The sequence below is a fragment of the Pantoea vagans genome, from assembly GCF_004792415.1.
GTDB classification, from domain to species: domain Bacteria; phylum Pseudomonadota; class Gammaproteobacteria; order Enterobacterales; family Enterobacteriaceae; genus Pantoea; species Pantoea vagans.
Genome location: NZ_CP038853.1, coordinates 2,404,138 through 2,428,913 on the forward strand (window position 1 = coordinate 2,404,138; position 24,776 = coordinate 2,428,913).

General features: G+C 58.5%; 20 protein-coding genes. All 20 read right to left on the reverse strand.

From position 1 onward, the window contains the following. Nucleotides 1–30 precede the first annotated feature (30 nt). On the reverse strand, nt 31–1,077 hold the full coding sequence (gene tssG, locus EGO56_RS11220; protein ID WP_041456810.1) for a type VI secretion system baseplate subunit TssG: 1,047 nt from the start codon (nt 1,075–1,077) through the stop codon (nt 31–33). Next, nucleotides 1,074–2,945 carry a type VI secretion system baseplate subunit TssF gene (gene tssF / locus EGO56_RS11225; RefSeq protein ID WP_110331763.1) on the reverse strand — a complete coding sequence of 624 codons (1,872 nt, stop codon included), beginning with the start codon at nt 2,943–2,945 and terminating at the stop codon, nt 1,074–1,076. The genes tssG and tssF overlap by 4 nt, the downstream gene beginning before the upstream one ends. 2 nt (nt 2,946–2,947) lie before the next feature. Next, entirely contained in the window at nt 2,948–3,523 is a 576-nt protein-coding gene (gene tssE, locus EGO56_RS11230; RefSeq protein WP_061062261.1) for a type VI secretion system baseplate subunit TssE, read from the reverse strand. Then, nucleotides 3,513–4,340, reverse strand: a complete 828-nt coding sequence (locus tag EGO56_RS11235; RefSeq protein ID WP_135909138.1) for a type VI secretion system accessory protein TagJ — start codon at nt 4,338–4,340, stop codon at nt 3,513–3,515. The genes tssE and EGO56_RS11235 overlap by 11 nt, the downstream gene beginning before the upstream one ends. 16 nt (nt 4,341–4,356) lie before the next feature. Beyond that, complete coding sequence (locus EGO56_RS11240; protein ID WP_095707332.1) at nt 4,357–5,334, reverse strand: hypothetical protein; 978 nt, start codon at nt 5,332–5,334, stop codon at nt 4,357–4,359. A 10-nt stretch (nt 5,335–5,344) separates the two neighbouring features. After that, nucleotides 5,345–6,136 carry a PP2C family protein-serine/threonine phosphatase gene (locus EGO56_RS11245; protein WP_013357582.1) on the reverse strand — a complete coding sequence of 264 codons (792 nt, stop codon included), beginning with the start codon at nt 6,134–6,136 and terminating at the stop codon, nt 5,345–5,347. Then, entirely contained in the window at nt 6,133–7,995 is a 1,863-nt protein-coding gene (gene tagH / locus EGO56_RS11250; RefSeq protein WP_135909140.1) for a type VI secretion system-associated FHA domain protein TagH, read from the reverse strand. The genes EGO56_RS11245 and tagH overlap by 4 nt, the downstream gene beginning before the upstream one ends. A gap of 390 nt (nt 7,996–8,385) precedes the next feature. Beyond that, nucleotides 8,386–8,784: a lysozyme inhibitor LprI family protein gene (locus tag EGO56_RS11255; protein ID WP_135909142.1), complete on the reverse strand. Its 399-nt coding sequence runs from the start codon at nt 8,782–8,784 to the stop codon at nt 8,386–8,388. An 11-nt stretch (nt 8,785–8,795) separates the two neighbouring features. Continuing rightward, complete coding sequence (locus EGO56_RS11260; protein WP_033732339.1) at nt 8,796–9,677, reverse strand: pesticin C-terminus-like muramidase; 882 nt, start codon at nt 9,675–9,677, stop codon at nt 8,796–8,798. Nucleotides 9,678–9,801: 124 nt separating this feature from the next. Further along, on the reverse strand, nt 9,802–10,284 hold the full coding sequence (locus EGO56_RS11265; RefSeq protein ID WP_033732338.1) for an Hcp family type VI secretion system effector: 483 nt from the start codon (nt 10,282–10,284) through the stop codon (nt 9,802–9,804). Nucleotides 10,285–10,826: 542 nt separating this feature from the next. Further along, nucleotides 10,827–12,326, reverse strand: coding sequence for a type VI secretion system contractile sheath large subunit (gene tssC, locus EGO56_RS11275; protein WP_013357575.1), 1,500 nt, complete (start codon nt 12,324–12,326; stop codon nt 10,827–10,829). Beyond that, a complete protein-coding gene (gene tssB / locus EGO56_RS11280; protein WP_013357574.1) occupies nt 12,323–12,856 on the reverse strand; it encodes a type VI secretion system contractile sheath small subunit in 534 nt (177 codons plus the stop codon). Before tssB ends, tssC begins: the two co-directional genes overlap by 4 nt. Before the next feature lie 79 nt (nt 12,857–12,935). Beyond that, nucleotides 12,936–13,952, reverse strand: a complete 1,017-nt coding sequence (gene tssA, locus EGO56_RS11285) for a type VI secretion system protein TssA (protein WP_167493451.1) — start codon at nt 13,950–13,952, stop codon at nt 12,936–12,938. 16 nt (nt 13,953–13,968) lie between these two features. Then, a complete protein-coding gene (tagF, locus tag EGO56_RS11290) occupies nt 13,969–14,685 on the reverse strand; it encodes a type VI secretion system-associated protein TagF (RefSeq protein WP_013357572.1) in 717 nt (238 codons plus the stop codon). Between the two features lie 14 nt (nt 14,686–14,699). Continuing rightward, a complete protein-coding gene (gene tssM, locus EGO56_RS11295) occupies nt 14,700–18,329 on the reverse strand; it encodes a type VI secretion system membrane subunit TssM (RefSeq protein WP_135909149.1) in 3,630 nt (1,209 codons plus the stop codon). 3 nt (nt 18,330–18,332) lie between these two features. Next, on the reverse strand, nt 18,333–19,571 hold the full coding sequence (locus EGO56_RS11300) for a DotU family type VI secretion system protein (RefSeq protein ID WP_013357570.1): 1,239 nt from the start codon (nt 19,569–19,571) through the stop codon (nt 18,333–18,335). A 17-nt stretch (nt 19,572–19,588) separates the two neighbouring features. Then, entirely contained in the window at nt 19,589–20,929 is a 1,341-nt protein-coding gene (gene tssK / locus EGO56_RS11305) for a type VI secretion system baseplate subunit TssK (RefSeq protein ID WP_135910569.1), read from the reverse strand. A gap of 5 nt (nt 20,930–20,934) precedes the next feature. Next, nucleotides 20,935–21,432: a type VI secretion system lipoprotein TssJ gene (tssJ, locus tag EGO56_RS11310; protein ID WP_110331750.1), complete on the reverse strand. Its 498-nt coding sequence runs from the start codon at nt 21,430–21,432 to the stop codon at nt 20,935–20,937. 23 nt (nt 21,433–21,455) lie between these two features. After that, complete coding sequence (locus tag EGO56_RS11315) at nt 21,456–22,055, reverse strand: SH3 domain-containing protein (RefSeq protein ID WP_135909151.1); 600 nt, start codon at nt 22,053–22,055, stop codon at nt 21,456–21,458. A 1,047-nt stretch (nt 22,056–23,102) separates the two neighbouring features. Then, the gene (gene exaC / locus EGO56_RS11320; RefSeq protein WP_135909153.1) at nt 23,103–24,623 is read right to left on the reverse strand and encodes an acetaldehyde dehydrogenase ExaC; all 1,521 of its coding nucleotides are present in this window, start codon (nt 24,621–24,623) and stop codon (nt 23,103–23,105) included. Nucleotides 24,624–24,776 lie beyond the last annotated feature (153 nt).

Consider the following 24,776-nt stretch of genomic DNA (forward strand, 5'->3'; position numbering starts at 1 on the left):
GCAGGCTGTGTAACAGGGAAAGCGGCTGGGCTAGCGCGAAGCTGCCTCAACCTCAAACATAAAATCTTCTCGATCCTGCGGCTGCGGCATCTGCCCCAGCCAGCTGGTGTAACCAAGCCGGGCAGCGCCGCCCAGCGCCACACCCTGCACTTCGTCAGCGGCCAGGATCAGGCTGAGATCCCACTGCATTTCGATGCCAAGGTAGTGACGCACCCAGTCGCGCACTTCCTGCGCGCCGGGAGCATCCGGCAGAAAACGGGCATACTGCGCGGCGCTGAGCGGGCCCAGGTGCAGGCGAAAACGGTGCTGCACGTCGCGCACCGCCACGCCGAGAAACGCGGAGGCACCCAGCCGGGGCATGTGGCGTCCCGCGCCGAGCCGGGCCTGATCGCGGCTGTCCAGCGTCAGCCAGTGCGGCAGGTTCTGCGTCAGCCGGACCGGCACGCCAAAGTAGTGGCGGAGAATGCGCACCAGCCCTTCGGCATCGTGACCGTGACGGCTGAGATGACCCACCAGCATCAGTCGGGCATGAAGACTCAGCGAACTGGCCTGCTGCTGCGCCGGTAAACCGATGCCCGCCAGGCAGGCGAGATAGTTCAGAAAGCGGCTGTCGTCGGGGCGATCCAGCGATACGGTCGGCTGCGCATCGGCCCAAGCGCGATAGAACAGCAGCGTGGCGCGATGGTGAAACAGATCCGCAAACGCCGACAGGCTGTGATCCTGATGATGCACAATCCGTTCATGCACATATTCAGTCAGATGGGTCGGCAGCGGCCCGTTGGGGCCAAACAGGCCAAAGCTGTAGATCGACAGCTCATGACGTCCGGACTCTTCACGTGGCGTGGCACTGGCGACGGTGGCAGGCGCAAACGCCAGTGACGGCGTCTGACCGATGCGCACCGATTCGAACTTCGGCAGCGGCGCACGGCCCAGCGGATAACGCTGACCGCCCTGCGCATCCAGCCGCCGCAGCAGCTGGAACAGATCGTAGCGCCACGGCGCGGCCATCACTTTTTGCCAGAAATCATCCGGCAGTCGGGTCAGCCGCGGCAGCGTAATGACTTTTTCGCCACTCATATCAGAGCTTTCCGGCCCATGCGCGGTGGCCAGTAGCCCACTTCGCCGCGCTGCTGGCTGTTCAGAGTGAACTCCGTGAAGCTGTTCAGCGCTACAAGGCGGCCACAGACCCGCTCCAGTACGCTGCCAAACAGCCACGGGCTGGCACCCGAAAACGCCTGCTCATCCACTTCCAGCGTGATGCTGACACCGCGCGCAAACACTACCGGGCCCGGCTCCGGCACGCGGCGGTTGACCGCGCTGAGCGTACAGTGGCGGATGCCGTCAATCTGGCGGGCAACCGGCGCTTCCGCCAGGTTGGCGTAGAGGCTCAGCAGCTGGCGCAGCGCCGCCGCGCCTTCCCCGTCGCTGCTGTCCATCAGGCTGAGGTAGTTCATCTGCAGATGGCTGATCAGCCGCCACGCAGAAAGGCCTTCGGCCAGCGCCGGACGCGGTGGCGTCGGCCCTTTGCACAGCTTCAGCTCCGACACCGGAATAGAATCCGGCATCACGAAGTTGCCCTGATCCTGCTGCAGCATCAGCGGCAGATCGCGGCTGGTACACATCACCTCGGCGGAGAGATAGCGCACGTCATCGCGCCACGGCGCGTGATGCTCATCCACCAGCGACAGAAAGACTTCGGAACCGATGTACCCGGTGCGGGTGCCATAGCGCTGCGCCTGCTCTGACAGGGTGCGCTGTTCGCGGCGCAGCGAGAAGTAAGCACCGTAATCACCCTGGTCACCGCTGAAGGTGCTCCAGAACGGACGGAAAACCTGCTCTTCCCGCTGGCCTTCTACGGTGGCGAACAGCCGCTGCACTGAATGCACCTCATAATCCAGCGGCCGGATGTTATCCACCACCAGATGATATTCATGCTGGCTGTCGCTGACCTTCAGGCGCTCGGCGGTTTTCGGGAACAGGTTGATGACCGGCGTGCAGTGCAGCGCCAGATGGCTGTGATCGACCACGCTTTCCAGCGCGCTGTCCGCTTTGTCGAGCAGGATAATGATGTCGAACGCCGTGGCGTTGTCACAGCGGCGCAGGAACGGGCCGAGCTGACTCAGGCTGATAAACTGGAAGCGCGCCGGAAACGCAAAATACTCCTGCAACAGACGATAACCGTCGAAGTTGCGCAGATCGTCCGGCAGCAGCGCCTGCTCCGGCGCAAAGCCCTCCTGCTGCAGGGCCTCATCCGTCAGCACCTGACGCTGTGGCCGCTGCTCTGCGGACTGCAGCACGATGCCGACCCGGTGCTGCATCAGCAGCTCCAGCAGCTTCAGCGCCTGAATATCGGGCCCGCTGAGGAACAGCATCAGGTCATCCACACTGAGCTGACTCAATGAGGAAATCCCTTCGCAGCTGATGCGGATGCGCAGCGCACTGGCCGCGCCCAGACCACCCAGTTTTAGTTCGCCAGAGGGCAGATCGCCGGGCACGCCACCGAGAGTGACTTCGCTGATGCGCAGCGGATGCAGCACCACATCGTGCGCGGTGGTGTAGCTGCAGGTCACCCCGGTTTTTTTCAGGTTCTGGCTCTCCATCATGGTGCCGCGCGGCACGCGAAAGCCCTGGGTGATGTCACCCTTGCGGCTGTCCGGCGTCAGCTGCGCGATCGCCATTGACGGCGTTGGCGAGAGATAGGATGGCGCAATCATCTCCAGCAGGCGCTGTGAGAAGCGCGGAAACTCTGCATCCATCTTCAGCTGCACGCGCGACGTCAGGAAGGCAAATCCCTCCATCAGTCGCTCGACATAGGGGTCCGCGACGTCGATGCCATGCATGCCAAGACGCCCTGCCACTTTCGGGTAACGCGTCGCGAACTCCGCCCCCATCTCGCGCAGGTAAGCCAGTTCACGGTTGTAATAGTCGAGCAGATTGCTGTCCATGATTACCCTGCATCCTGAAGTTCGAAATGGCCGCTCTCCAGATCAACCTGAGTGCGGAACAGAAACGCCAGCGGATAAGGCACGCACCAGAGCCGCCCTTTGATCTCAATCGACAACACGTTGTGCAGACTAAGCGAGCCGAGATCGCTGACGCAGCGCACCTGCAGACCCTGCGGCAGAATGCGCGGCTCGAAGTGCAGAATGGCGTTGGTCATTTTGCGTTGCATATCCTGCCATTCGATATCGGAGACGTTCTGTCCGGCCAGCGGTGCCACGCCGAAATTCCAGACAGAGCGCTGCACCTGATCAAAACCGTCCAGATCCTGCTGCGCTTCGTTGTTGATGGTGTTAAACAGCCACTGCAGATCGCGCAGCACGTGGCGGCGCAGCGTACTGTGGCTGATCAGCATGCTGTTCTCCGGCTCCTGCTGCCTGTCCGGCGCGTTGTCGGTCAGGCGGTCCAGCAGCGAGGATTGCAGCTTGTCGCGGGCGGTCAGCGCATCGCGCTTTTTGCGCGCACGAAAGCCGCCATGCAGCTGGGCATAGCCGTCGTTGTGCGCGCCTGAATCATGGCTCATCGGCGGACTCAACGTTATCGAACGCGACCTGCTGCAGGCTCAGCAGCGAGAACTCCGCGCTGTCGCTGAGCCACATTTTTTGTCCCTGGCCGATAAACTGGTCCGGATCGTTGCCCAGCGGCTGCCATTCGGTGACGCTGGCGCGCAGAAAACGCTCGTCCGCACCCGCCAGCAGCGGATAGCGCGCCGGGATCTGACACACCTGTTCGCTGCCATCCACCAGCTGCACCCGAGTATGACGCCACACCAGATCGGTGACGCTGGCGGGTGCCTGGAACTGCATCTCACGAATGGCGGCGAACGGGATCCAGTAATAACGGCCCTGATTGATCACTTCACACACCGGCCCGAAACGGCTGTCGCCATCCATCAGCCAGCTGAAGGCGGTCGGCTGATCCTGCCCGGTCGCGGTGCCGGGATTGGCGGCGGCAAGCTCCAGCGCGTCGGCACGCAGTGCGCTGCCGCGCGCGACATCACCCGCGGTTTCGGCCTGTAATGCGGCCAGCAGTGTGTCGCACCAGTGCCAGGCGCTGCCAGGCAGCACGGGTTGTGCCTCGCCACGCAGCACCGCATCACGCTGCCGCTCACCGGCAATCGCCTGCTGCAACAGATTGACGGTCGGTTGCGCCTGCGGGCTTAACGCCAGCCAGGATTGCAGCTGCGTCTGCGCACGTGCCCAGTTGCCTGACAGGCAGAGCAGCTGCACAAAGGCAGCCCGCAGATCGGCGTTCGCCGGACTGGCCTGAATCTGGCGGGTAACGTCAGCCAGCGTCTCGCTGAGCGTGGCGTTCGCAAGATGATGTTGTAAGGATTCCATGCAAACTCCTTTTGCGTCAGTTAAGGGTGCGATAAACCGCAGCGGCGGGATCTTTCAGTTCAGGGTGCAGTTTTTCCACCAGCTGTACGCTCAGCGTGGTATTGCCGCTGACCCACGGTGACCAGACTTTACGGACTTCCTGCAGACGTGCCTGCAAAGCACTCTCATCAGCGGCTTCACTGGCGGGCATCAGCACCACCACCTGACGGGCCGCCTGCCAGCCGTTAAAGCGGTTGCTGAACGGCAGAACCAGCCAGCTGTCCGGGGATTTCTCGTTACTCAGCACCATGCGCTCGCTATTAACGGTGGTGATGTGCAGTTCGGCGGTGGGCGACTGACTGTTCAGTCCCATCACCGGGAAGCCCTGCAGGAAGGTCACGCCGACGGCCGCCGGTGCGCCGTTACCCTGCTGCGTCAGACGACTGTGTCCGCTGAGCCAGCCATCGGAACCGCAGACCAGCCCCTGCTTAGCAGGTACAAACAGCGCGCTGCCCTGCGCCGGATGCTGCCACCAGGTGCGGAAATGGCAGCCGTCAAGCAGGCTGAACTGCAGCCATGGCGAGGTATCCGCCTGGGCGGCATTGACCAATGGGTCCGCGGGCACGGCAGCCGTGGCTGGCTGCTGTTGTGCAGGCGGCGCGGGTGGCGTCACCACGGTCTTCCACTGCTGCGCCCGGGCGGCACTGCCGGTGGCGATTTCACTGCCCTCTGTATCGGTCAGCTGCCAGTGCAGCTGCTGCAGCGGTTTACACTGCGACGCCATCAGGCCAGCCACCCGTGGCAGAAACTCTTTCAGCACCGACGCGTTTTTCTCACCCAGGGTGACGATGCGCAGGTTTATGGTGCTGTTACACCAGCTCGACAGCTGATTGTTTTTGACGTCATCAATCCAGACATCCAGTTTCTGTGCCGGGGACTGAACGATGCGATAGTTTTCAGCATAAGCGTGCGTGCTGAGCAGCAGCGCAGCCAGACCCAGTAATCCATATTTCATGTTGGCGTTCTCAATCTCGCAGAGGGAAGAACTGCGCCGCTTCAGAGAGCGAGTGCAGCAAAGTGGTGTCCTGGGGCGATCCGATCCAGACGGCCAGTGCGCTGAAATTATCCTGCTGCCCCTGATCTGACTGATCGTTTTTGATGATTTGCTGCATCAGCGTCAGCCACTCTTCCGGCGTATTCACCATGTGCAGTGACTGCTGCATCTGCTCCAGCGTCACGCCGTGCCAGAAACCATCGGTGCAGAGCAGAAAGGCATCGCCATCTTCAATCCCGACCACGTCGCTGTAGCTGGCGTCGCGCTGCTCATCACCCATACCCAGCGCAAAATAGAGCAGGTTGCTGTTGATGCCTTCGGTGCGATGTCCGGCATCTTTCATCTGCTGCACCAGGCTATGGTCGGTGGTGACCAGATAGAGATAGCCACGGCGGAACAGATAAAGGCGGCTGTCACCGGCATGCGCCCAGCAGGCAAGGTGGTAGTCGCGGTCGATGAACAGGCTGACCAGCGTGGTGCCCATCCGGCTGTGCTCGCTGCTGGCTTTCTGCTGCTGCCGGATAGCGTGATTCGCGTGATTAACGTAGTTGCGAATCGACTGCGCATTGAGGTGCGCATCGCCATCAAACGCTTCCAGCAGGCTGCTGCGGGCGATGGCGGCCGCCCTGTCACCGCCGGGAAACCCGGCCACACCGTCGCACACCACAAAGCAGGCGGAACGCTTACCGATGACATCACCGATCTGATCCTGATTACTGGCGCGATCGCCCTGATTCGACGTCGAGGCAATAGTGATATTCATGCGTCATCCGTGTGGGTTTGTGAGTCTTTGTACTGATTAACTTCCAGGTCATAGGCGTGCAGGAACGCTTCGCCAAACAGGGTGTGGAAATCGTCTTCGATCTCGCCCGCTGTCTCGCCGTAGCGCTCAACAAAATGCTCCCACAGTGCCGCCTTGCGGCTGCCCGGCAGGCCGATACGGGAAACCGATCCTGCCTGACGTGCCTCCTCTTCCAGTTGTTCCGGATTAAAGGATTGCAGCATCGAGGCGATAATGGCGCGGATACCGGCGATCATGCCCAGCTGGTGCGCCTGCAAATCAATCAGCGCATCCCGCACCGCCTGACGTGGTGGCATAAAGCCCGGCATCCGGCTGCCGAACATCTGCATCAGGACGGTTTTGCCCGATGGCAGCAGCTTGAACGGGTTATTGGCGTCGTCGAGGATCACCGTCATGTCAGCCTTAACGCCGCGCTTAAGGATCGAGCGCGATGACAGCAGCGCGACCGTGCCCTGCGAGAACATGCTGAGCATCTGACCAAACTGCAGCATCTGCTCGCGGTCAAACTGTGGCGTCGGCTGCAGATCGCGCAGACCCATGCCTTCCAGCAGCGCGTCCAGCAGTTCGCCTTTCAGGGCGTCGCCGCTGCTCTGGCTGGATGTGGAGGGCTGCACGGCGGCGGCATGCTGGTGACCCGAGGCAACCGGATCAATGCGCAGCCGCCCTTTCGGCGTCGGTGAAGGAGCACGCTGCACCGCCTGGGGAGTCGGCAGCGTAATGCCGCCATAGTCGTTTTGCGGATTAACGGCGTCTGTCTGACCGGATTCCGCCTCATCCGCCAGCAGCGTCGGGCGCGGAGCTTCACTATGAGGAGGCTGGTCATCAACGGGTAAGTCGATGCCGCTGAACAGCGGTGAGTGATCCATTTCGTTCAGGCTGACGGAAGCCTGCTCAGGTGAGCGTGCGGCAACCGGCTCAGGCTTTGTCTCTGGCTGAGGCGGCACATGCAGCGTCGCCGGTTTCGCTGGCTCCGGCTGCGCCAGCGGCACCGCGTTCCCCATCATCAGCCCTAATGGATCATCATGGTTGCGCACATCCGCACTGCTCTCGCCGTCGAACAGGCTCAGTGGATCCAGTTCCGCAGTGGGCGTTTCAGCCTGCTTCGGTGCAGTGTTCTGCTGAGCCGCCAGCGTGCTCGGCGTACGGTCGTCAAAAATGCTCTGCTGCGCGAACAGGGCATCGCCGTCATCAAACAGGCTGCTGTTTTTCGGCTGCTGGCCATAATCCAGCGGCGCATCGTTGATCAGTTGAGCCAGCGGATCTTCCGGATTCCGGTCTGGCATGGCGGGCGTGGTCAGCGGATGGGCATCCGGCAACTCCGGCGCGGCTTTGCGTTTAGAGAGATCGTCGGAAATCGAAAACTCTTTCGCCAGGCTGTCCCAGATTTCGCTGGGGATGGCGGCGGTGGTGCTGGCTTTTTCGGCTACAGGTTCACGAGGAGCCGCGGCAGGCTGGACCGGCTCCGGACGCGGAACCGCCCTTTCAGCCTGCGGTTGCTGTGCACTGTTGAGATCGCTGACCAGCAGCTGATAATCATCGATGCCCAGAATGTCCCCATCCTGCAGCTCAACCTGACGACCGCGTTCCAGCGGAATATCGTTGAGCAGCACGCGCGTCACATTGCCACGGTTAGTCAGGCGACATTCACCGTTTGCGGTGATGTGCACAATGGCCTGCAGCCGGGAGAGCGTTCGGTCGTCATCCGGTAGCACCAGATTGTTATCCACGCCGCGACCAATGGTGCCGCCGGGCGGGAAGAAATCACAATGAGTTTGCGGCGGCTGTTGGCCGGGTTTAGTCGTTATTATCGTAAAGCGCATAACGGATTCCTGCGGTTAGCGGTTCGGCATCTATACCGCGCACCTCTCGGGGAAAGGCGCGGGGTATAGGGAGCGGGAAAGTTTATTTTGGAGTTGGGGTTTATTATTTTTTTGCTGAGTTTATTTATCTATTTAAATAGCAGCACTGCCTTATTTCTTTTAATGACGACATTTCGTCAACACATTAACCCTCAATGAATTGAAGAGGCAAATGATTCAAACAGAGCCGAGGTTGATTATTATAAAAATTAATTGTGAATAACCAGCTTAGATTTAATCGACGCGGAATTATTTACTGAAAATGAATTAATTTGATAACAACGTAATGCAGAGGGTTATCTTATAGAGAATATCGTGCCCAGCCTGTAAAGCCTGAGCACGACGATATAATCAGTAAGGCAGTTGCTTAAGAATAGCAGTACGCTCTTTGTCAATGCGAATAACGCAGAGGTTGGTCGCCACCGCATTCGCATTGCTACCTTCTTCGGCGGCAAAGGCTTCCAGCTTGCACTGACCGTCACGATATTTCAGCCAGCTGCGCTGCGTATCCACCAGCGTAGCGACATAGTCATCAGCCAGTTTTTTCTGCGTGCCGTACATCTGCACAATACGTTTTTTTGCCGTCTGGTACTCTTTGTTCAGGTCATCTTCCGCCAGCTTTTTCTGCTGAACAGTACACTGAAACAACGCACCATCTGAAGGCTGTTTTGCACAGGTATCGTCAGCAAATGCTGAAGCGCTAATGCCAAGAGAGAAAACCGCTAAAGCCAATCCATGTACTAACTTCATACTCACTCCTATTAACGATTTTTACGAAGATAATTTGCACGACGCCTGCCAGTCTCACCTGCACTGATAGCTGGCGTGCTTTCAATATAATGGATCAGTGTATCAAAATCGTTGGTCATGCCCGCCATCATCGGGCGAGGACCTTTAGTCCAGCCCTGATAAACGAAGTCCACCATGATGTCTCTGATAGCAGGATGGAGATTTTCCCAAGCCACTTTACCTGGCTGGTTATCAGTATAATTGTCATAGTTCTTCCGTGCACGTTCGACGTAGCCCGGATAAATCGCTTCAAATAAGTTAATTTGCTGCTGATGACTGATTGTCCCTATAGCGGCCTGGTTGTTACGAACAAACTGACGGGCCTGGTCACCTTTAAGACCTGCACCTTTGGCGATCATGGCGGCCTGACTTGCCGGCAACCCAGCGGCCTGAAGTTGTGCAGAAATACTCGCTTCAGAACGCGATCCCAGATCGTAACCGCGACCCAGCGTCACACCGGACTCCATTTTTTCTGGCCAGTGAATATGACGGCTAAAATAGCGGCTGGTCGGAGAGTCATCCCCTTCAGCATCGAATGTAACCTGTCCGGCACTCACCACCAGCGGCCCGGTGGACGGGTTATTAACTGGCGGCGCTGCTGGCCTTGGTGGGGCATTACCCGGTACGTTTCCGCGCATCAGGCTGCTCCACGTCTTGCCATGGATATCGACAACACCATCCGGGCGAGACATAAAACGGGATTGAAACTGCTTAATCGCCTCAATGGTTTTCGGTCCCATGCGGCCATCCGCACGAAGTTGTGGATATCCATTGCGCTGTAACAACTGCTGTACTGTCTTCACGTCGCCGTATTGATTACGGCCACCGACACCAACCGAGCCAGAAATACTCATTTACTATCTCCGCACAATATTGTTGATTCAGAGAGTCCTTGTAAACTGGCTGGAGAATGAGCATGACGACGCTGCCTTCTCTGGCCAGGAGAAATACGCCTCCGGTGCGGAGGCGTATCGCTTCTTACGCTTCTTTGTTGCCTTTAATATCCCAGCCAGCGCTGGTTTCTGCGCCTTTACCACCGGAAGAGCTCTGCTCCCAGTACTGCTGTTTCACTTTAGAAGCCTGGAAGGCATAAGTTACGCCCAGGGTGTCGTCGTGCTCAGAACCCACAAACTGAACGTTAGTCACCAGCACATCTTCCAACGTGATGCGGGTGTATTCGATTTGTGTGCCGCCCGCTTTGCAAACAGACACTTCGACTTTAGCGACGTGCTTACCGCTGGCGCAGTTCTTCAGCAGCGCGGTGACAGCTTTATCGATTTTGGCGTTGATGTGCAGGTCGTTGAAATTAACTTTCCCCGCACCGCCACCACCGCCTACGCTCATATTGCCTGGCTGGCTGGCACCCCAGGAAAAGGAGTCAATATCGATCCATCCAGTATGATTTGAATCTTTAGATTCACCTGTGACGCCGTCTACCTTCAAATACATATCAATAGCCATTATCTTTCACTCTTTATTGGTTGAGATTATTGCTTTCAAAAAAAGCAAGGATATGGCAAAAAGAAAAGCATGGGGCTGAATAAAACAGTCCATATTTTACCTTTGCCTTGCTTCTGAAATATCGTCAAAAACCATATTTCAGATAGTGCGTTGCCGGGCACCAGGCCGGGCAATGTATTAAATTCCCATGAAGAAAATCGGAATACTGAACAGGGAGTCAGGGAAAACAAAAGCAATTAATACCTTTCCCTTAGCTTGTGCCCGGCCCAGTAAAAACCAAATGACGCAGTGACTGAAAGAGTAGTCAGGATGCCGTTAATTATTTTCCCCATCATCGTGTCATTCCAGTCAAAGACGAAGAGGTAATAACCTGCGCATGTGAATAAAATCAGGGCTGAAATAAAAACCAGCAGATAACGTAGTAAATACAGAGCTGATTTTTTTACCATTCTTTTATCCTCCCTGACATTCACCTCAGCAATCTTTCTGTGAGGCATCAGGCGCAATACCCTTTCGCGCCTGATAACCTTACGACTCAGCCCTTAAGCATTATCATTTTTCAGTGACGGCAGCTTAGAGACCAGTCGCAGCGAAACGGTCAGGCCTTCCAGCTGGTAGTGCGGACGCAGGAAGAACTTCGCGGCGTAATAGCCTGGGTTATCTTCCTGCTCTTCCACATTCACCTCGGCAGCGGCCAGCGGCTTGCGAGACTTGGTCTCCTGTGAGGAGTTAGCCGGATCGCCATCGACGTAGTTCATCACCCAGTCGTTCAGCCAGCGTTCCATCTCATCGCGCTCGCGGAAGGAGCCGATCTTGTCACGCACGATGCACTTCAGGTAATGCGCAAAGCGGCAGCAGGCGAACAGATAAGGCAGACGCGCGGCCAGACGGGCATTGGCGGTGGCATCGGCGTCGTGATATTCCGTCGGCTTCTGCAGTGACTGCGCGCCAATAAAGGCGGCGAAGTCAGAGTTTTTGCGATGCACCAGCGGCATAAAGCCGTTTTTCGCCAGCTCGGCTTCACGGCGATCGCTGATGGCGATTTCGGTCGGACACTTCATGTCCACGCCGCCGTCGTCGCTCGGGAAGGTATGGCACGGCAGGTTCTCAACCGCCCCGCCCGATTCCACGCCGCGGATTGCGGTACACCAGCCATACTCCTTAAAGGAGCGGTTAATGTTGGCGGCCATCGCGTACGCCGCATTGCTCCAGGTGTAGTTGCCGTGATCGGAACCGTCGGTCTGCTCTTCAAAATCGAAGCTGTCGACCGGGTTGGTACGAATGCCATAAGGCAGACGCGCCAGGAAACGCGGCATCACCAGGCCCAGATAGCGTGCATCTTCCGACTCACGCAGGCTGCGCCAGGCGGCATATTCGGTGTTCTGGAAGATTTTGGTCAGATCGCGTGGATTCGCCAGCTCCTGCCAGGACTCCATCTGCATCACTTCCGGCGCGGTGCCGGTGATAAACGGACAGTGTGCCGCCGAACCGATGCGCGCCATTTCACCCAGCAGCTCAACATCCTGCGGGCTGTGGTCGAAGTAGTAGTCGCCCACCAGACAGCCAAACGGCTCGCCGCCGAACTGACCATACTCCTGCTCATAGATCTTCTTGAACAGCGGGCTTTGATCCCAGCCGGCACCTTTATAGCGCTTAAGCGTACGACCCAGCTCCTGCTTGGAGATGCTCATAAAACGGATTTTCAGCATCTCGTCCGTTTCAGTGTTGTTCACCAGATAGCTCAGGCCGCGCCAGGCGCTTTCCAGCGACTGGAACTCCGGATGGTGAATAATCTGGTTAACCTGCTGCGACAGCTTTTCGTCGATCTCCGCGATCAGCGCCTGAATGGTGCGATAGGCGTCGCTGGAAACGGTGACGGTGTTCTCCAGCGCCTGCTGCGCCAGGGTTTTCACTGCGCTTTCGACCGCGGCGCGTGCCTGGTCGCTTTTCGGCCGGAATTCTTTGTTCAGCAGCGCGCTGAACTCATCCTGGCTGAAACTGGCCGCGCCCTGCGACTGGGGTTGTTGTGAAGTCTGCGTCATGCCTGCGGCTCCTTACCTTCAGTGGCCTCATCCTGCTTAGGCAGATGGGTCAGAGCCTGCAGCAGAGTTGGGTCCTGCAGCACTTTACCAATCAGCTCTTCCGCACCGTTTTTGCCGTCCATATAGGTCAGCAGATTTGCCAGCTGGGTACGCGCTTCCAGCAGCTTGCTTAGCGGCTCGACGTTGCGGGCCACGGCATCCGGCGAAAAGTCGTCCATGCTGTCGAAAGTGAGATCGATGTTGAGCTTGCCTTCGCCATTCAGGGTGTTGTCTACCTGGAACGCGGCGCGTGGCTTCAGCGCTTTCATGCGCTCATCGAAGTTGTCGATGTCGATCTCAAGGAATTTGCGGTCGTCGATGCCCGGCTGCGGCTCCAGCGGTTTACCCACCAGATCCGCCAGCACGCCCATCACAAACGGCAGCTGGATTTTGCGTTCCGCGCCATAAATTTCCACGTCATATTCAATCTGAACGCGAGGCGCGCGATTGCGGGCAATGAACTTCTGCCCACTGGATTTGCTTGTTGCCATGGTTTTCTCCATCAATGATGCGCGGATAATGTGTCACAGCAGGCGCGCAGGTCCCGCTGTGTGAGTGGGTCACGCCTGCTTAGTCGCGACGTCCGAATATGGTTTCCAGCTGATGCACGCCATCGGGTGCCAGCTCGCGGATGATCTCCAGGAAGTCGCGCTCGATTAAGCGCTGCACCCGGTCGATCATCAGCGGAGCCGGATGACTCGGCTCATGCTGGGTGAAGTAGAGCTTCACTTTCTCCAGCATCAGCTGGGCATCGGCGCGGGAACTGATCTGTACCGTACGCCAGTCCGCGGCCGCGCGCGGCGCCGTTGCGACCGCCGCCGGGGCCGCCGCTTCTGCGGGTTGTTCCGCCGCTGCGGCAGGAATCAGCTGGCTGATATCGGTGGCCTGGCAGCGTTCGGCGATCAGCGCAATCTGTCTGCGCAGCAGTGCCAGTTCCGGCACCGCCGCGTCGCCCAGCCGTTCGGCTACGGTTTCGCAGATGGTCTGCAGCCGCTCATGAATCTGCAGCACCGCCTCAATGCCGGGCTGGTCGCCACGTGCCAGTTCATCGATCAGACGCGGCAGGCCGCCAGGATAGTCCGCCACTTCGGTTTTGCTGCCGTCGCACAGGGCGGCTGCATCACGCAGCGTGATGCCATCGGACGGGTAGCGCAGCAGCCAGCACTGACGCACCGCGCCACTGAGTTCCGTCTTGTCACCCAGCAGCGCCAGGGCATTAATACGGTAGAACGGGTCCTGCTCGCCGTACTCTTCCAGCCGGGGCCACAGCGGCTCCCAATAGAGCAGCAGCGCCTGTTCAATCAGCTTCAGGCCCTGCGCATAGCCCGGCAGCCCTTTCAGCTCCGTCCAGGCATGGGTCAGCGCCAGCATCACGCGTAAATCTTTACTGCGAGCCAGCAGCGCTATCGCCAGCTTCTCAACTTTGTTCCAGTCGGCGGGTTCCGCCGGAATGATGGTGTTGCCGAACTGCTGTTCCGCTTTACCGGCACTGGCCTGCTCCATGGCCTGAAAATCGGCGTCGTACTCCAGGTTATCGCCGCCGGGATTGTCATCACTGACCGGAGCCAGCAAAGCCTCTGTATTCATCGTCATGGGTGTCGCCTCAGGATTCAAACATCGGGGGATAAAGTCCGTTTCGTCCCGGCTTTGCCCCACCGGCCGGATCAAACAGCAATGAAAAGAGCTGCGCGGTGAAGTTACCGCTATGGACCTGAGTATAAAGCGGGAACCCGTCGCTCTGATTGGTCCACCAGAAACTGGTGTAAAACTGCGGGTCGAAGTTCTCGCCCGGCAGCGTCCAGTTCAGTGTTGAAGGCGTGTCGCCATGCCCGATGACGTTAAGGATATCTGACGGCTCACCCGTCTCCTGCGGCGGTTGCGGCTGCGGAATGCTGATCAGTGCCTGATCCAGCTGCTCCGGCGATCCGCCGCCCTGCACCACCCGCAGCAGCGTATTGCCCACCTGCTGATACCACTCGCCGGAGCGTGCCAGCAGGGCCGGCGACCACTCGGCGGGGGTAAAGTGACGCAGCGCGCAGAGCGGGTAGTTACGTCCCACGCTGTCCCGTGCCGCAATCAGGCAGCCCATCTGGATCAGCTGGCTGCCCAGCATCGGCGGCACCACAAAATTCCAGACCGGCGCGTTGAGGAACGGGCGCGACGGCGCGTTATCCCCCTCCTGACTGCTCTGCCAGTGATGCAGGCCCACCTGAAACCAGCTGGACCATTGGCGATAGAGGACATCAGGAAAGCGGCGCTTCACAAAGTCACCCGCGCTGGGCAATTTGCCGTACCAGCAGGGTGCAGCGTAATGAGTCATTGTCGGGTCCTGTTTCAGGGGCAGCTAAAGCCGGGAAGCTGGAACGGGTTACGAATGCTGCCAGGGGTGAACGACAGCGTGACCTGATGCCCCTCCACGCTGAACGTGGCTTCGCGGGTCAGGCCGCCAGCCGCGGTAACACGGGCGCGATCGAAGAAGCGATTGAGTGCCCAGGGCCCACTGGTAACCAGCGTTGAGGTGGTGCCGTTGGTCAGGCCCAGCTGCATGCGCACCTGGCTGGTGCCGCCCGGACCGGGCCAGCTGACCATCTGTACCGCCTGCGGCCCGTGGCTGTAACGCAACTGCTGTCCATCCACATCCAGCGTCAGGTTAAGAATGTCGTTGTCCATTTTTACGGTGCGCAGCGTGACGCGGAAGCCTGGCGTAGTCGCACCATTGGCAAAGAATGCATCACGAATTGACTGCGCCTGCTGGAACGGACGCAGCAGCGCTTCGCCGCCCGGCAGCGTTTTGCCATCGATACCCGGCGTAAAGCGCCATGAGGCGTTGGTGGTGTCGACTTTGCTGGCCAGGTTGTCGCGGAAGAAGCTGTCCATCATGCCGCTGCCAGGGGCGAACATCCGCGCCAGATCGTCGGGTGTCACCTCACTGCGCGCGGAGCGCACCAGCGGATAACGTCCGGCGATCGCCTGACGACAGAAACTCCCGACTTCCATGGTGATGCGTTTACGGACGTTATCCATGTCGCGGCGCTGCGCATCGCTGCTGGCCCCGACCGCCATACTGGAGACCATATTCTGCAGCGAACCAGGCAGACGTCCGGCGCTGGCCTGCAAACGACTGATCGCATCGCTGGCCGGTGGCGGCATCCCGCTGTTAGCGGCATCCTGCACCGCCGTGAGGTAGCGATAGAGATCGTCAATCTGGTGCAGGAAATCATCCACCGCCAGCACCTTGCTGCCCTGCTGTAACGGCTGAGCCAGCTCAAGCACGGGCGCAAAATGCACGGCAACCGCCTGCTCCGGTGACGCCTGCGCTGCCGCCTGCCCACGCGCCGCAGCCGCTTCAGGCGAGGTAAACAGCGCTTCAAGGGTGCGGGTGGCGCTGTTATCCGACGGCTTTGCCGCCTGCGCGGTTTTCTCATCGGGCTGCGCCCGGTTCAGCGTCAGCAGGTTACTGAGGTTGATGACCAGCTGGCGCAGCGGTGAGTGATTGCCCGATAGCAAGCGCGCGGTGTTAATACGCTGCGAGAGATCGGCGCTGCTGTTGAGCTGGATATCGCTCAGGAACTGCTCCCACTGGCGGATGTAGTCCTGCACATAGAGCTGACGCACCGCAAGATCGGTCTGCTCACTTTTCTGCTGTGGCGCAGCGCCATCCAGCACCCAGAGATCGTCCTGATAAAGCGCCTGGGTTACCGGCCCAATCTGCTTATCCACATGCTGCCAGTAGCCGTCCGGCGTATAGAGACCTGCTACGCCGTCATTGACCGATTTACCGCTTTTGCGGGAAAACACCAGCTCGCTCTGGGGACCGCCCAGCGCCGCCAGCGTCACTGTCTGCAGGCTGTCATCACGTTGCAGCAGGCGCTTCAGCCGTCCATAGACGCGCTGTGACAGCGGCATCTGACTAATCAGCGCCTGCTCGCGCTTTACCAGCGCGTCATCCTTCGCATACGGCGACGAGTGAATCTGCGTCTCCAGCAGCTGTTGCAGATGCCACGCCAGCTGTTTTACCTGCTGTTGTGTCACGTTCTGCGGCAGCTCGCGCGACAGGTTAAGCATCAGCCACGCCTGCAGGAATTTGCCATCGTAGTGCTTCGGCTGATAGAGCATCTGATACGCCTTCAGCGCTTCATAGCTGTAGTCAGCGTCGCTGCCATTGTCATTGCGCAGCCAGCGGGTGATATTCTGCGCCACCTGCGGCAACAGCAGCTGCTTCAGCGCTTTGTCGTAGAGTGCACGCGTCGCATCGCTGACCTCGGTGCCACGATAAAGGCCCATACGACGCGTCAGCGGCGGCGATTCCAGCGAGAAGTCGGCGCTTTCCGGCAGGTGCAACAGGGTGTTGAGATAAGGCACCAGCGCAAAGAGATCGCCGTTGACCTGCTTCTGAAGCTGGTCGCCCAGCTGCTCCACCTGCGGCGCTTTAGCGGCCATCTCCTGCAGATAGGCTTTGTTCTTGCTGTAACTGGTGAGCCACAGACCGCCCGCGACCAGTAGCAGCAACAGCAGCGCCAGATAGCCTGACCAGAGTCCGGCGCGATTGCGCAGCTCCCACCAGCGGTTACTGCCCGCCAGACCCGACTCCTGGAAAACCACGTTTTCCAGCACCCCTTTGAGGAAGAAACTCTGCCCTTTGTTCTGCGGAATGGGAGCGTCTTTATCGACCTGATCCCAGCTGCCCGATTCGCCCGCCTGCTGGCCTGGCAGATTCAGGGCGCGGTTCAGCTCGCCCATTACCCGATCAAACGGCAGACCTTCCTGGGTGCCGCTGGCAAAGTAGATGCCGCGTGGCGCGAACTGGGTTTCAAAATCGGAGCGGGCAAACAGCGTGTCGAGTGCGTCGGCCAGCAACGGACGCAGTGCAGCGAACTCCTGCGGGAAGAGATAGCTTTCGGCACGCGCCTGCGCGTCGCTCTCCGTCAGCAGCCGATCGGCCAGTCCGGCATCGAGCCGCTGTTGCAGCAGTGAATACTCCTGCTGGAACTGGCTGTTCAGCTCGAAATCGGCGGCGGATGCCTTCGCCCATGGAAAGGTGAATCCCCAGATCTGTTCGCGCTGCGCTTTATCCAGCGAGGCGAAGTAGCTGCGGAACCCTTTGAGCAGGTCCGCTTTGGTGACCAGCACATAGACCGGGAAACGGATGCCGAGACGATCGTGCAACTCCATCAGACGCTGACGCAGCGCCAGCGCCTGGTTGCGCAGTGCCTCGGGCGACTGACTCAGCAGATCGGAGACGCTCAGGGTGACGATGACGCCGTTGATCGGCTGACGTCCGCGATATTTACGCAGCAGGTCGAGGAAATGGTGCCATTCGCTGGCATCGCGATCCTGCTGACTCTCCTGGGTACTGTAGCGCCCGGCGGTATCGAGCAGCACGGCGTCATTCGTAAACCACCAGTCGCAGTTGCGGGTGCCGCCAATGCCGCGCAGGGCCGACTTGCCAAACTTATCCGCCAGCGGGAACTGCAGGCCGGAGTTGACCAGCGCGGTGGTTTTACCGGCACCGGGTGCGCCGATGATCATGTACCACGGCAGCTGATAGAGATACTGCCGACCAAAACGCTGCGCCCAGAACGGCGTGCCTTTGCTGCTGTGGCGCTGGAAGTGCGCCTTTCTCAGCATTTCAGTAGCTTCGGAGAAACGCCCCGCCAGCACCTGCTCTTCACTGGTCAGACGCTGACGATCGGCTTCCGGCGCATCGCTTTTGCCGGTTTCCAGACTCGACATCAGCTTGCGGTTAAGCCAGTAGTTGTAGAGCCGCGGGATCGCCTGCCCCAGTCCCCAGACCAGATAGAGCAGCGCGATGCTGATCATGCGGTTCTGCTCTGGCTCAAGCGGCCGCGAATCAACGATAGAGAAGACCGGGCCAATCACCCAGATGATAAAAGAGAGCGCGGTGATGCCGACAAAGCCCCACGCAAGGCGGCTGGTCAGTACCGCAAACAGAATATTCAGCATGGATCAGTTCCCTCTCGCCAGGCCGTTGAGTTCGGCATGCGTCGCATCCGGCGCCACCAGCAGTGTGATTTCAACACGACGGTTACGCGCGCGATTTTCTGCGCTGGTGTTCGGCACCAGCGGATTGCTTTCGCCGCGCCCTTCCGCTTTCACCCGCGACGGCTGCGCCAGCTGCTGTTGCAGCAGGGTCTGCACCGAACGGGCGCGCGCCAGCGACAGCTCAAAGTTAGAGGCGAAGCGCGCGCTGCGGATCGGCACGTTATCGCTGTAGCCAATCACCTGAATCTGGCCGCTGACGTTGTTCATGGCCGCCGCGATGCGCCGGATCACGTCAATGTAGCCGCCGCGCACCTCGGTCGCCGCCGAAGCAAACAGCCCATCCCCTTTCAGCGTCACCACGCTGCGGTCCGCTTCATCACGCACCGCCACCAGCCCGGCATCAATTTCCGGCTTCAGGAAGGCGCGCAGATTCAGCGTGGCAGGCGGAGGCGGCGCCGGGTTGCCGATCTTCACTTCCGGCAGCGCCGTCTGATAGATGCGGGCCAGCACCGGCGAGGTGTAATCACCCAGACGCCAGTTGAGCACGATGTAAAACAGACAGGCGGCCAGCCCGGCCACGGCCGCACAGGCCCACAGCGGGATCATCGGCCGCCACAGCTTGCGCAGCACCGGCTGATCGGTGGGATGCGGTGACAGCGCCGCGGCGTAACTGCCGCGTACGCTTTTGATCATCTGCAGCAGGCGCTGTTTGATGGTCTCCAGCTGCGAGCGGCCATTGTCCAGCACCCGGTAGCGTCCTTCGAACCCCAGCAGCAGGCAGAAGTAAATCAGCTCCAGCATCAGAATGTGACGTCTCGGGTTCTGCGACAGCTTCGCCAGCAGCTGGAAAAACTTCTCGCCGCCCCAGGTTTCGTTGTGAAAGGTGACCAGCAGACCGTTGCTGGTCCAGACGCCGCGACTGCCCCACGGTGTCAGCGCCGCTGCCTCATCCAGCGCGGTACAGAGACAGTAGCGCGCGCCGATGATCACTTCGTAGCCGAGGCCCGACTGCTGGCAGCTCAGCTCAAAGCGGCGGATCTGGTCGATTAGCTGCTGACGCAGTTGCGCCGGGTCTTCATGCGACACCGAATGGCGGATCTGTGGAATCGCGTTAATCAGGGGGTTGGCCGCCGCAACCAGCACATTCTGGTGGCTGGCATCCGGCGCAAGATCGCTGTGTGAATGTTGTTGTTCCTGCATCATGCTGCGTGCTCAGTTTATTATTCTGACTGACTGCGGATGGCCCAGAACTCCATGTTCAGGCCCGGAAACTCACCGGCAAGATGCAGCGCAAAAGCGCCCGAGCGCTCCATCTCTTTCCATAGCTCGCTGTTCTTATCCAGTTCGAAATAGCTGTATCCGGCATGCCACGGGATCTGCGGCGGCGCGCCGGGCATCGCCCGAAGTGCCAGACCCGGCAACTGCAGCTGCACCAGATCGCGGATTTTGCTGACCGGCGCGACTTTCATCTGGGCCGGGAAATGGGTTTTCAGGGTGTCGGCCGGCACGCTGGCTTTCACCGCCAGCACAAAGCCGAACTCATGCACCATGCTGCTCTCCGGCACGGTAGCGACGTTAAGGCCGTGCGAACGCTGCGTCAGCGGCAGCTGAATGGCGCTCTCCTCCATCACCTGCGACAGACCCTGACGCAGCAGCAGCGACAGACAGCTGAAGCAGTTATGCAGGTCATCATGATCGTAGAGCGGCAGTCCTTCCGGTGCGCGCGCGGGCGTCCAGGTACTCAGCTCTGCGGCCAGTTGCAGCCAGTGGCTGTAGAGGGTTTCAGGATGCAGCAGCGGCAGATGTTGCAGATGGCTGTGCAGGCCAAGCTGACGATTGAGCAGCGCCAGCAGCATAAAATCGACCATATCGGCGCTGTTGAAACGGCCGGTGCCGGGTGCACGCTGACTCAGCTGCTGGCTGCGCTGCTGGATCAGCCCGTGCAGGTCGTTAAACATGTTTTGCAGCGGACGGCTGCTGTTCAGAGTCAGCATCGGCGGGATGTAGTCGCTGTCGAGCCGGATATGGTTGTCGCTGCGTTTTTCAATCACCTGCGCAACGCCCATCGCGGTCCACTCGGCGGTCAGATCCTGCTCCAGCATCAGCCGCAGGCGCAGCTTGCCGAACTGTACCGTCGCGCTGCCCACGGCCTGTGCGTTGTCATCTTCCACTTCCGCTTCCCAGGCCAGATAGCGCGCCAGAGAATCCTGCGACTCCTGGAAGGCGACGGCTTCGCGGCCATTGCGACGGGTCGGTATCGCCAGCACCACTTTGCTGCGGTCAACAGAGGCCGGCAGATCAAGCGGTGCCGGGCCATGCTGTGGCTGACTGAAGGCGAAAAACGTGCCATCTGGCAGACAGCCGCTGGCCGCACTCAGCGCCAGTTTGCCCTGACGCAGCAGCGCTTCATCAAACTCCAGATCGTAAAAGCCCCAGGTGTAGACGCGCTGTGACTGACCCCATTCACGCAGGGTGCTGAGAAGATAATTTTCTGACTGCTGGAAATGGTGAGGACGCAGAAACATCCCCTCGGTCCAGACGACCTTTTCGGCTCTGTTCATCGGCATCACTGTTTTTCCACGCGAAGGCCATTAATTCCCGCCACGATGCGCGCATTCAGCTCGCTATCGTCACGTTTCCAGAATGCCCAGAATGAGGGCGACTCCCCTTCGGGAACCGGCAGCGACAGTCGCCACACCTTGCCATCCAGCGCCTGATATTCCGCCATGATGCCGATGAAGCGCGCCTCAGGCAGGCTCTTAATCCGCAGCGTTTTGCTGCGCTGCTCTGGCGTCAGGAAGAATTGCTGGGTGTTAAGCTGCGCACTGCCCAGCACCGTTGCGGACTGGTTTTGCAGGGAGAAGAAGTCTGCTGACATGAACTCCGCATCGGAACTCAGTAACACCACACGAACCTTCAGCGGTGCACCGCCGTTAAGCTGATTCTGCCCCTGAACGTCCAGGTTGTAGTAAGCCACCGGCGGCGTACTGCTGCTGCTGCAGGCCGTCAGCAGCCACATCAGCAGCACGATCAGCCCACCGCGCAGTTGTGTTGTTCTCATCATCCAGCCCTCCCTGCTCAGTGCGATTAGTTAATGATCCAGGTTCCGTTGGTGCTGTTCTGACAGGCGGTGCTGTCACCGTTAACCGCGACGCAGGTTTTCTTCTTGCTGCTACTGCTGCGCACGCGGCGTTTCGGCTGATCGGCTTTGACGGTCTGATCGTAGAGTGCGCTTTTCACCACGGCGCGGAATGGCACATAGCCTGTCAGCTGGACGGTTGACTGCGGCGCGGCAGACTGAGGCGCATCTTTGACACTGGCGGTAGCATTGTCTGGTTGAGGCTCTGCTGCCTGAGCCGGTTCACCCAGCGCCAGCCAGTTATTCTCGACCTGACCAATCACGGTGTAGCTTTCGCCGGTTTTCAGCGTCTCTACCACCTTGCCGCCGTAGCCTGGCTGGCTCATCACCGAGCCAGGATAGAGCGCGCGATAGGTTTCATTGACCGGGCTGAACTGCGCTGGCGGTTTTACGGCATAACGGTGACTGATCGCCACACCGTCCACCGTGCTGGTGACCAGGGTGTCATCGGTCATTTTTGGCGGGGTTTTACAACCGGCGACTGAAAAAACAAACATCAGGCCTAACGCAACGCGGAGCTTCACCATTTTTTTCATGTTGTGTTCCATTCATACCTTGGAGAGTGGCCAGAGGCCGGGTGTCAGTAATGAAAATCGGAGATGTCATCTGCACAGGAAGCCACTTAGTGCCAGATTAAAAAATAATCCTTAAACAAAAAGCGCCTAAGCGTCTTGCTGCGAAAAGTTAACCGATCAGCAAAAGTTAAGTATAAAAAAGCAACATCGGGGACGTAAACGGGAAAAGGGAGGAATCTGACCTGGCAAACAACGATCAGAAACATGATCAATTTTTTCCCGGCAAATTTAAGAAGGTGGGGTAAACCCAAGCTTTCCTTATGCCATCCCTGGTCGAAAAACCGTCGGATTGAATTAAGCCGATAACAGTGAGTCAATTATCCGGCAGTAAGAAATGACACATTACGTCCGAATAATTTTCATTATATTGGTTTATTTTCAACACTTTATAACTTTAGCGAAATTTCATAGCTACCGCACGAGTCAGGTAGATCCTGCCCGTGGGTCTGAAATTACAATCCATGTGTAAATATTAGCTGCGAGTTTACAGAAGATTGACAAAATTTCAACGGCCCACTTTCAGAAGAATTTACTTAAGTAAGGTTTAACTAATTAAGTTAATACAAATAGGTGTTACTTTTTAGCATGCGGTTAGGACTAATCTTAACAACATACGAAAATATGAAGTTTTTTTACACATAAATAAGTTTGTTCTGAGAATGGCATTAAAAGCACTCATGTTTTGAATGGTTCTGATTTAAGCCAAATCAAAAGACGTTCATATCGTGCAGGCAGCCATACTCAGCGCTTTGCGTCAGTCAGTAGCGCGATAAATGCCTGATTATCAGATGGTTAAGCAGCCATGAGCCTGGCGTGGCGCAGACCGGGAAGGGATAGCGATTAAGACGCAATAAGCGAAGCGTGAACCCTGTCAGGCCCGCTTTAAGAACAGACTGATTAATTGCGCTTTACCGGCTCGCTTAGTCAGCAGCTCACAGCTCCGACAGAGCATAAAAAAACCACGCCGTAGCGTGGTTTAGCGAGAAAACGTGCCGCATTAAGCCGGCACGACTGAGACCATCAGAAAAAGCCCAGCGGTTCGATACTGTAGCTGACCAGCAGGTTTTTCGTCTGCTGATAGTGATCGAGCATCATTTTGTGAGTTTCACGCCCGATGCCCGACTTCTTGTAGCCGCCAAAGGCAGCGTGCGCCGGATAGAGGTGATAACAGTTTGTCCAGACGCGCCCCGCTTTGATCGCCCTGCCCACCCGATAGGCACGGTTGATATCGCGGGTCCAGACGCCGGCACCCAGGCCATAAATCGAGTCGTTGGCGATGCTGATCGCTTCCGCCTCATCTTTAAAGGTGGTGATGCCGATCACCGGGCCAAAGATCTCCTCCTGGAACACCCGCATGCTGTTGTTACCTTTTAGCAGGGTTGGCTGGATGTAGTAACCGCTGTTGAGTGAGTCATCCAGCTTCTCTACGCCACCGCCTACCAGCACTTCTGCGCCCTCCTGCCGTGCTACCTCAAGATAAGAGAGGATTTTGTCGAACTGCTGCTGCGACGCCTGCGCGCCTACCATGGTATCGGTATCCAGCGGGTCACCGCGTTTGATGGTTTTCACCCGCTTCATCACCGCCGCCATAAACGGCTCGTAGATCGACTCCTGCACCAGCGCACGCGATGGACAGGTACAGACTTCACCCTGATTCAGGAAGCCCAGTACCACGCCTTCGGCCGCTTTCTCAATAAAGCTCTCCTCCGCCTGCATGATGTCTTCAAAGAAGATGTTCGGTGACTTGCCACCCAGTTCGACCGTCGAGGGGATCAGACTTTTGGCGGCCAGCTCCAGAATGTGCCCGCCGGTAGCGGTAGAGCCGGTAAAGGCGACCTTGGCGATACCGGAGTGGGACGCCAGCGCTTCACCCGCCTCTTTACCAAAGCCGTGCACCACATTCAGCACGCCCGGCGGCAGCAAATCTTTAATCAGATCGACAAAGATAGTGATCGACAGCGGCGTCTGTTCAGCCGGTTTCAGCACCACACAGTTCCCTGCGCCCAGCGCCGGAGCCAGTTTCCAGGCCGCCATCAACAGCGGGAAGTTCCACGGAATAATCTGCGCCACCACGCCCAGCGGCTCGTGGAAATGGTAGGCAGCAGTGAACTCATCAATCTCTGCCGCGCTGCCCTCCTGCGCCCGGACGCAACCGGCAAAGTAGCGGAAGTGATCGACCGCCAGCGGCATATCGGCCGCCAGCGTTTCGCGCACTGGTTTACCGTTATCCCAGGTTTCATAGACCGCCATGGTCTCCAGATGCTGTTCCAGCCGATCGGCAATTTTCAGTAGCAGCAGCGCGCGTTGTTGCGGTGAGGTCTTACCCCAGGCGTCCGCTGCCGCTGCCGCGGCGGCCACCGCGTTATCCACATCGGCCGCGTCTGAGCGCGGGAACTCACCGGCCGCAGAGCCGTTTACCGGCGAGGTGTTAGTAAAGTAGTTACCCTTCACCGGCGCGACGAATTCACCATTAATGAAGTTGCCATAATTCTTCTGTAGCGTAATCAGAGAACCCTGTTCTCCGGGGGCAGCGTAACGCATGATCATTCTCCTGACAGGTGACTGACGTAACAATGATAAAACTTATTATTAACATGAAGGATCATTGTGAGCATGTCAGGTCTGTTAACCGGAAACTGTGACCGCCCCGAAGGAATAGGTGTTTACGCTGCGCTTAGAGAAAATTCCGACTTT

What these genes read in the sequence shown, in the direction of transcription:
- tssG (WP_041456810.1), bottom strand. Translation starts at nt 1,077, where the DNA reads ATGAGTGGCGAAAAAGTCATTACGCTGCCGCGGCTGACCCGACTGCCG.
- tssF (WP_110331763.1), bottom strand. Translation starts at nt 2,945, where the DNA reads ATGGACAGCAATCTGCTCGACTATTACAACCGTGAACTGGCTTACCTG.
- tssE (WP_061062261.1), bottom strand. Translation starts at nt 3,523, where the DNA reads ATGAGCCATGATTCAGGCGCGCACAACGACGGCTATGCCCAGCTGCAT.
- EGO56_RS11235 (WP_135909138.1), bottom strand. Translation starts at nt 4,340, where the DNA reads ATGGAATCCTTACAACATCATCTTGCGAACGCCACGCTCAGCGAGACG.
- EGO56_RS11240 (WP_095707332.1), bottom strand. Translation starts at nt 5,334, where the DNA reads ATGAAATATGGATTACTGGGTCTGGCTGCGCTGCTGCTCAGCACGCAC.
- EGO56_RS11245 (WP_013357582.1), bottom strand. Translation starts at nt 6,136, where the DNA reads ATGAATATCACTATTGCCTCGACGTCGAATCAGGGCGATCGCGCCAGT.
- tagH (WP_135909140.1), bottom strand. Translation starts at nt 7,995, where the DNA reads ATGCGCTTTACGATAATAACGACTAAACCCGGCCAACAGCCGCCGCAA.
- EGO56_RS11255 (WP_135909142.1), bottom strand. Translation starts at nt 8,784, where the DNA reads ATGAAGTTAGTACATGGATTGGCTTTAGCGGTTTTCTCTCTTGGCATT.
- EGO56_RS11260 (WP_033732339.1), bottom strand. Translation starts at nt 9,677, where the DNA reads ATGAGTATTTCTGGCTCGGTTGGTGTCGGTGGCCGTAATCAATACGGC.
- EGO56_RS11265 (WP_033732338.1), bottom strand. Translation starts at nt 10,284, where the DNA reads ATGGCTATTGATATGTATTTGAAGGTAGACGGCGTCACAGGTGAATCT.
- tssC (WP_013357575.1), bottom strand. Translation starts at nt 12,326, where the DNA reads ATGACGCAGACTTCACAACAACCCCAGTCGCAGGGCGCGGCCAGTTTC.
- tssB (WP_013357574.1), bottom strand. Translation starts at nt 12,856, where the DNA reads ATGGCAACAAGCAAATCCAGTGGGCAGAAGTTCATTGCCCGCAATCGC.
- tssA (WP_167493451.1), bottom strand. Translation starts at nt 13,952, where the DNA reads ATGAATACAGAGGCTTTGCTGGCTCCGGTCAGTGATGACAATCCCGGC.
- tagF (WP_013357572.1), bottom strand. Translation starts at nt 14,685, where the DNA reads ATGACTCATTACGCTGCACCCTGCTGGTACGGCAAATTGCCCAGCGCG.
- tssM (WP_135909149.1), bottom strand. Translation starts at nt 18,329, where the DNA reads ATGCTGAATATTCTGTTTGCGGTACTGACCAGCCGCCTTGCGTGGGGC.
- EGO56_RS11300 (WP_013357570.1), bottom strand. Translation starts at nt 19,571, where the DNA reads ATGATGCAGGAACAACAACATTCACACAGCGATCTTGCGCCGGATGCC.
- tssK (WP_135910569.1), bottom strand. Translation starts at nt 20,929, where the DNA reads ATGAACAGAGCCGAAAAGGTCGTCTGGACCGAGGGGATGTTTCTGCGT.
- tssJ (WP_110331750.1), bottom strand. Translation starts at nt 21,432, where the DNA reads ATGATGAGAACAACACAACTGCGCGGTGGGCTGATCGTGCTGCTGATG.
- EGO56_RS11315 (WP_135909151.1), bottom strand. Translation starts at nt 22,055, where the DNA reads ATGGAACACAACATGAAAAAAATGGTGAAGCTCCGCGTTGCGTTAGGC.
- exaC (WP_135909153.1), bottom strand. Translation starts at nt 24,623, where the DNA reads ATGCGTTACGCTGCCCCCGGAGAACAGGGTTCTCTGATTACGCTACAG.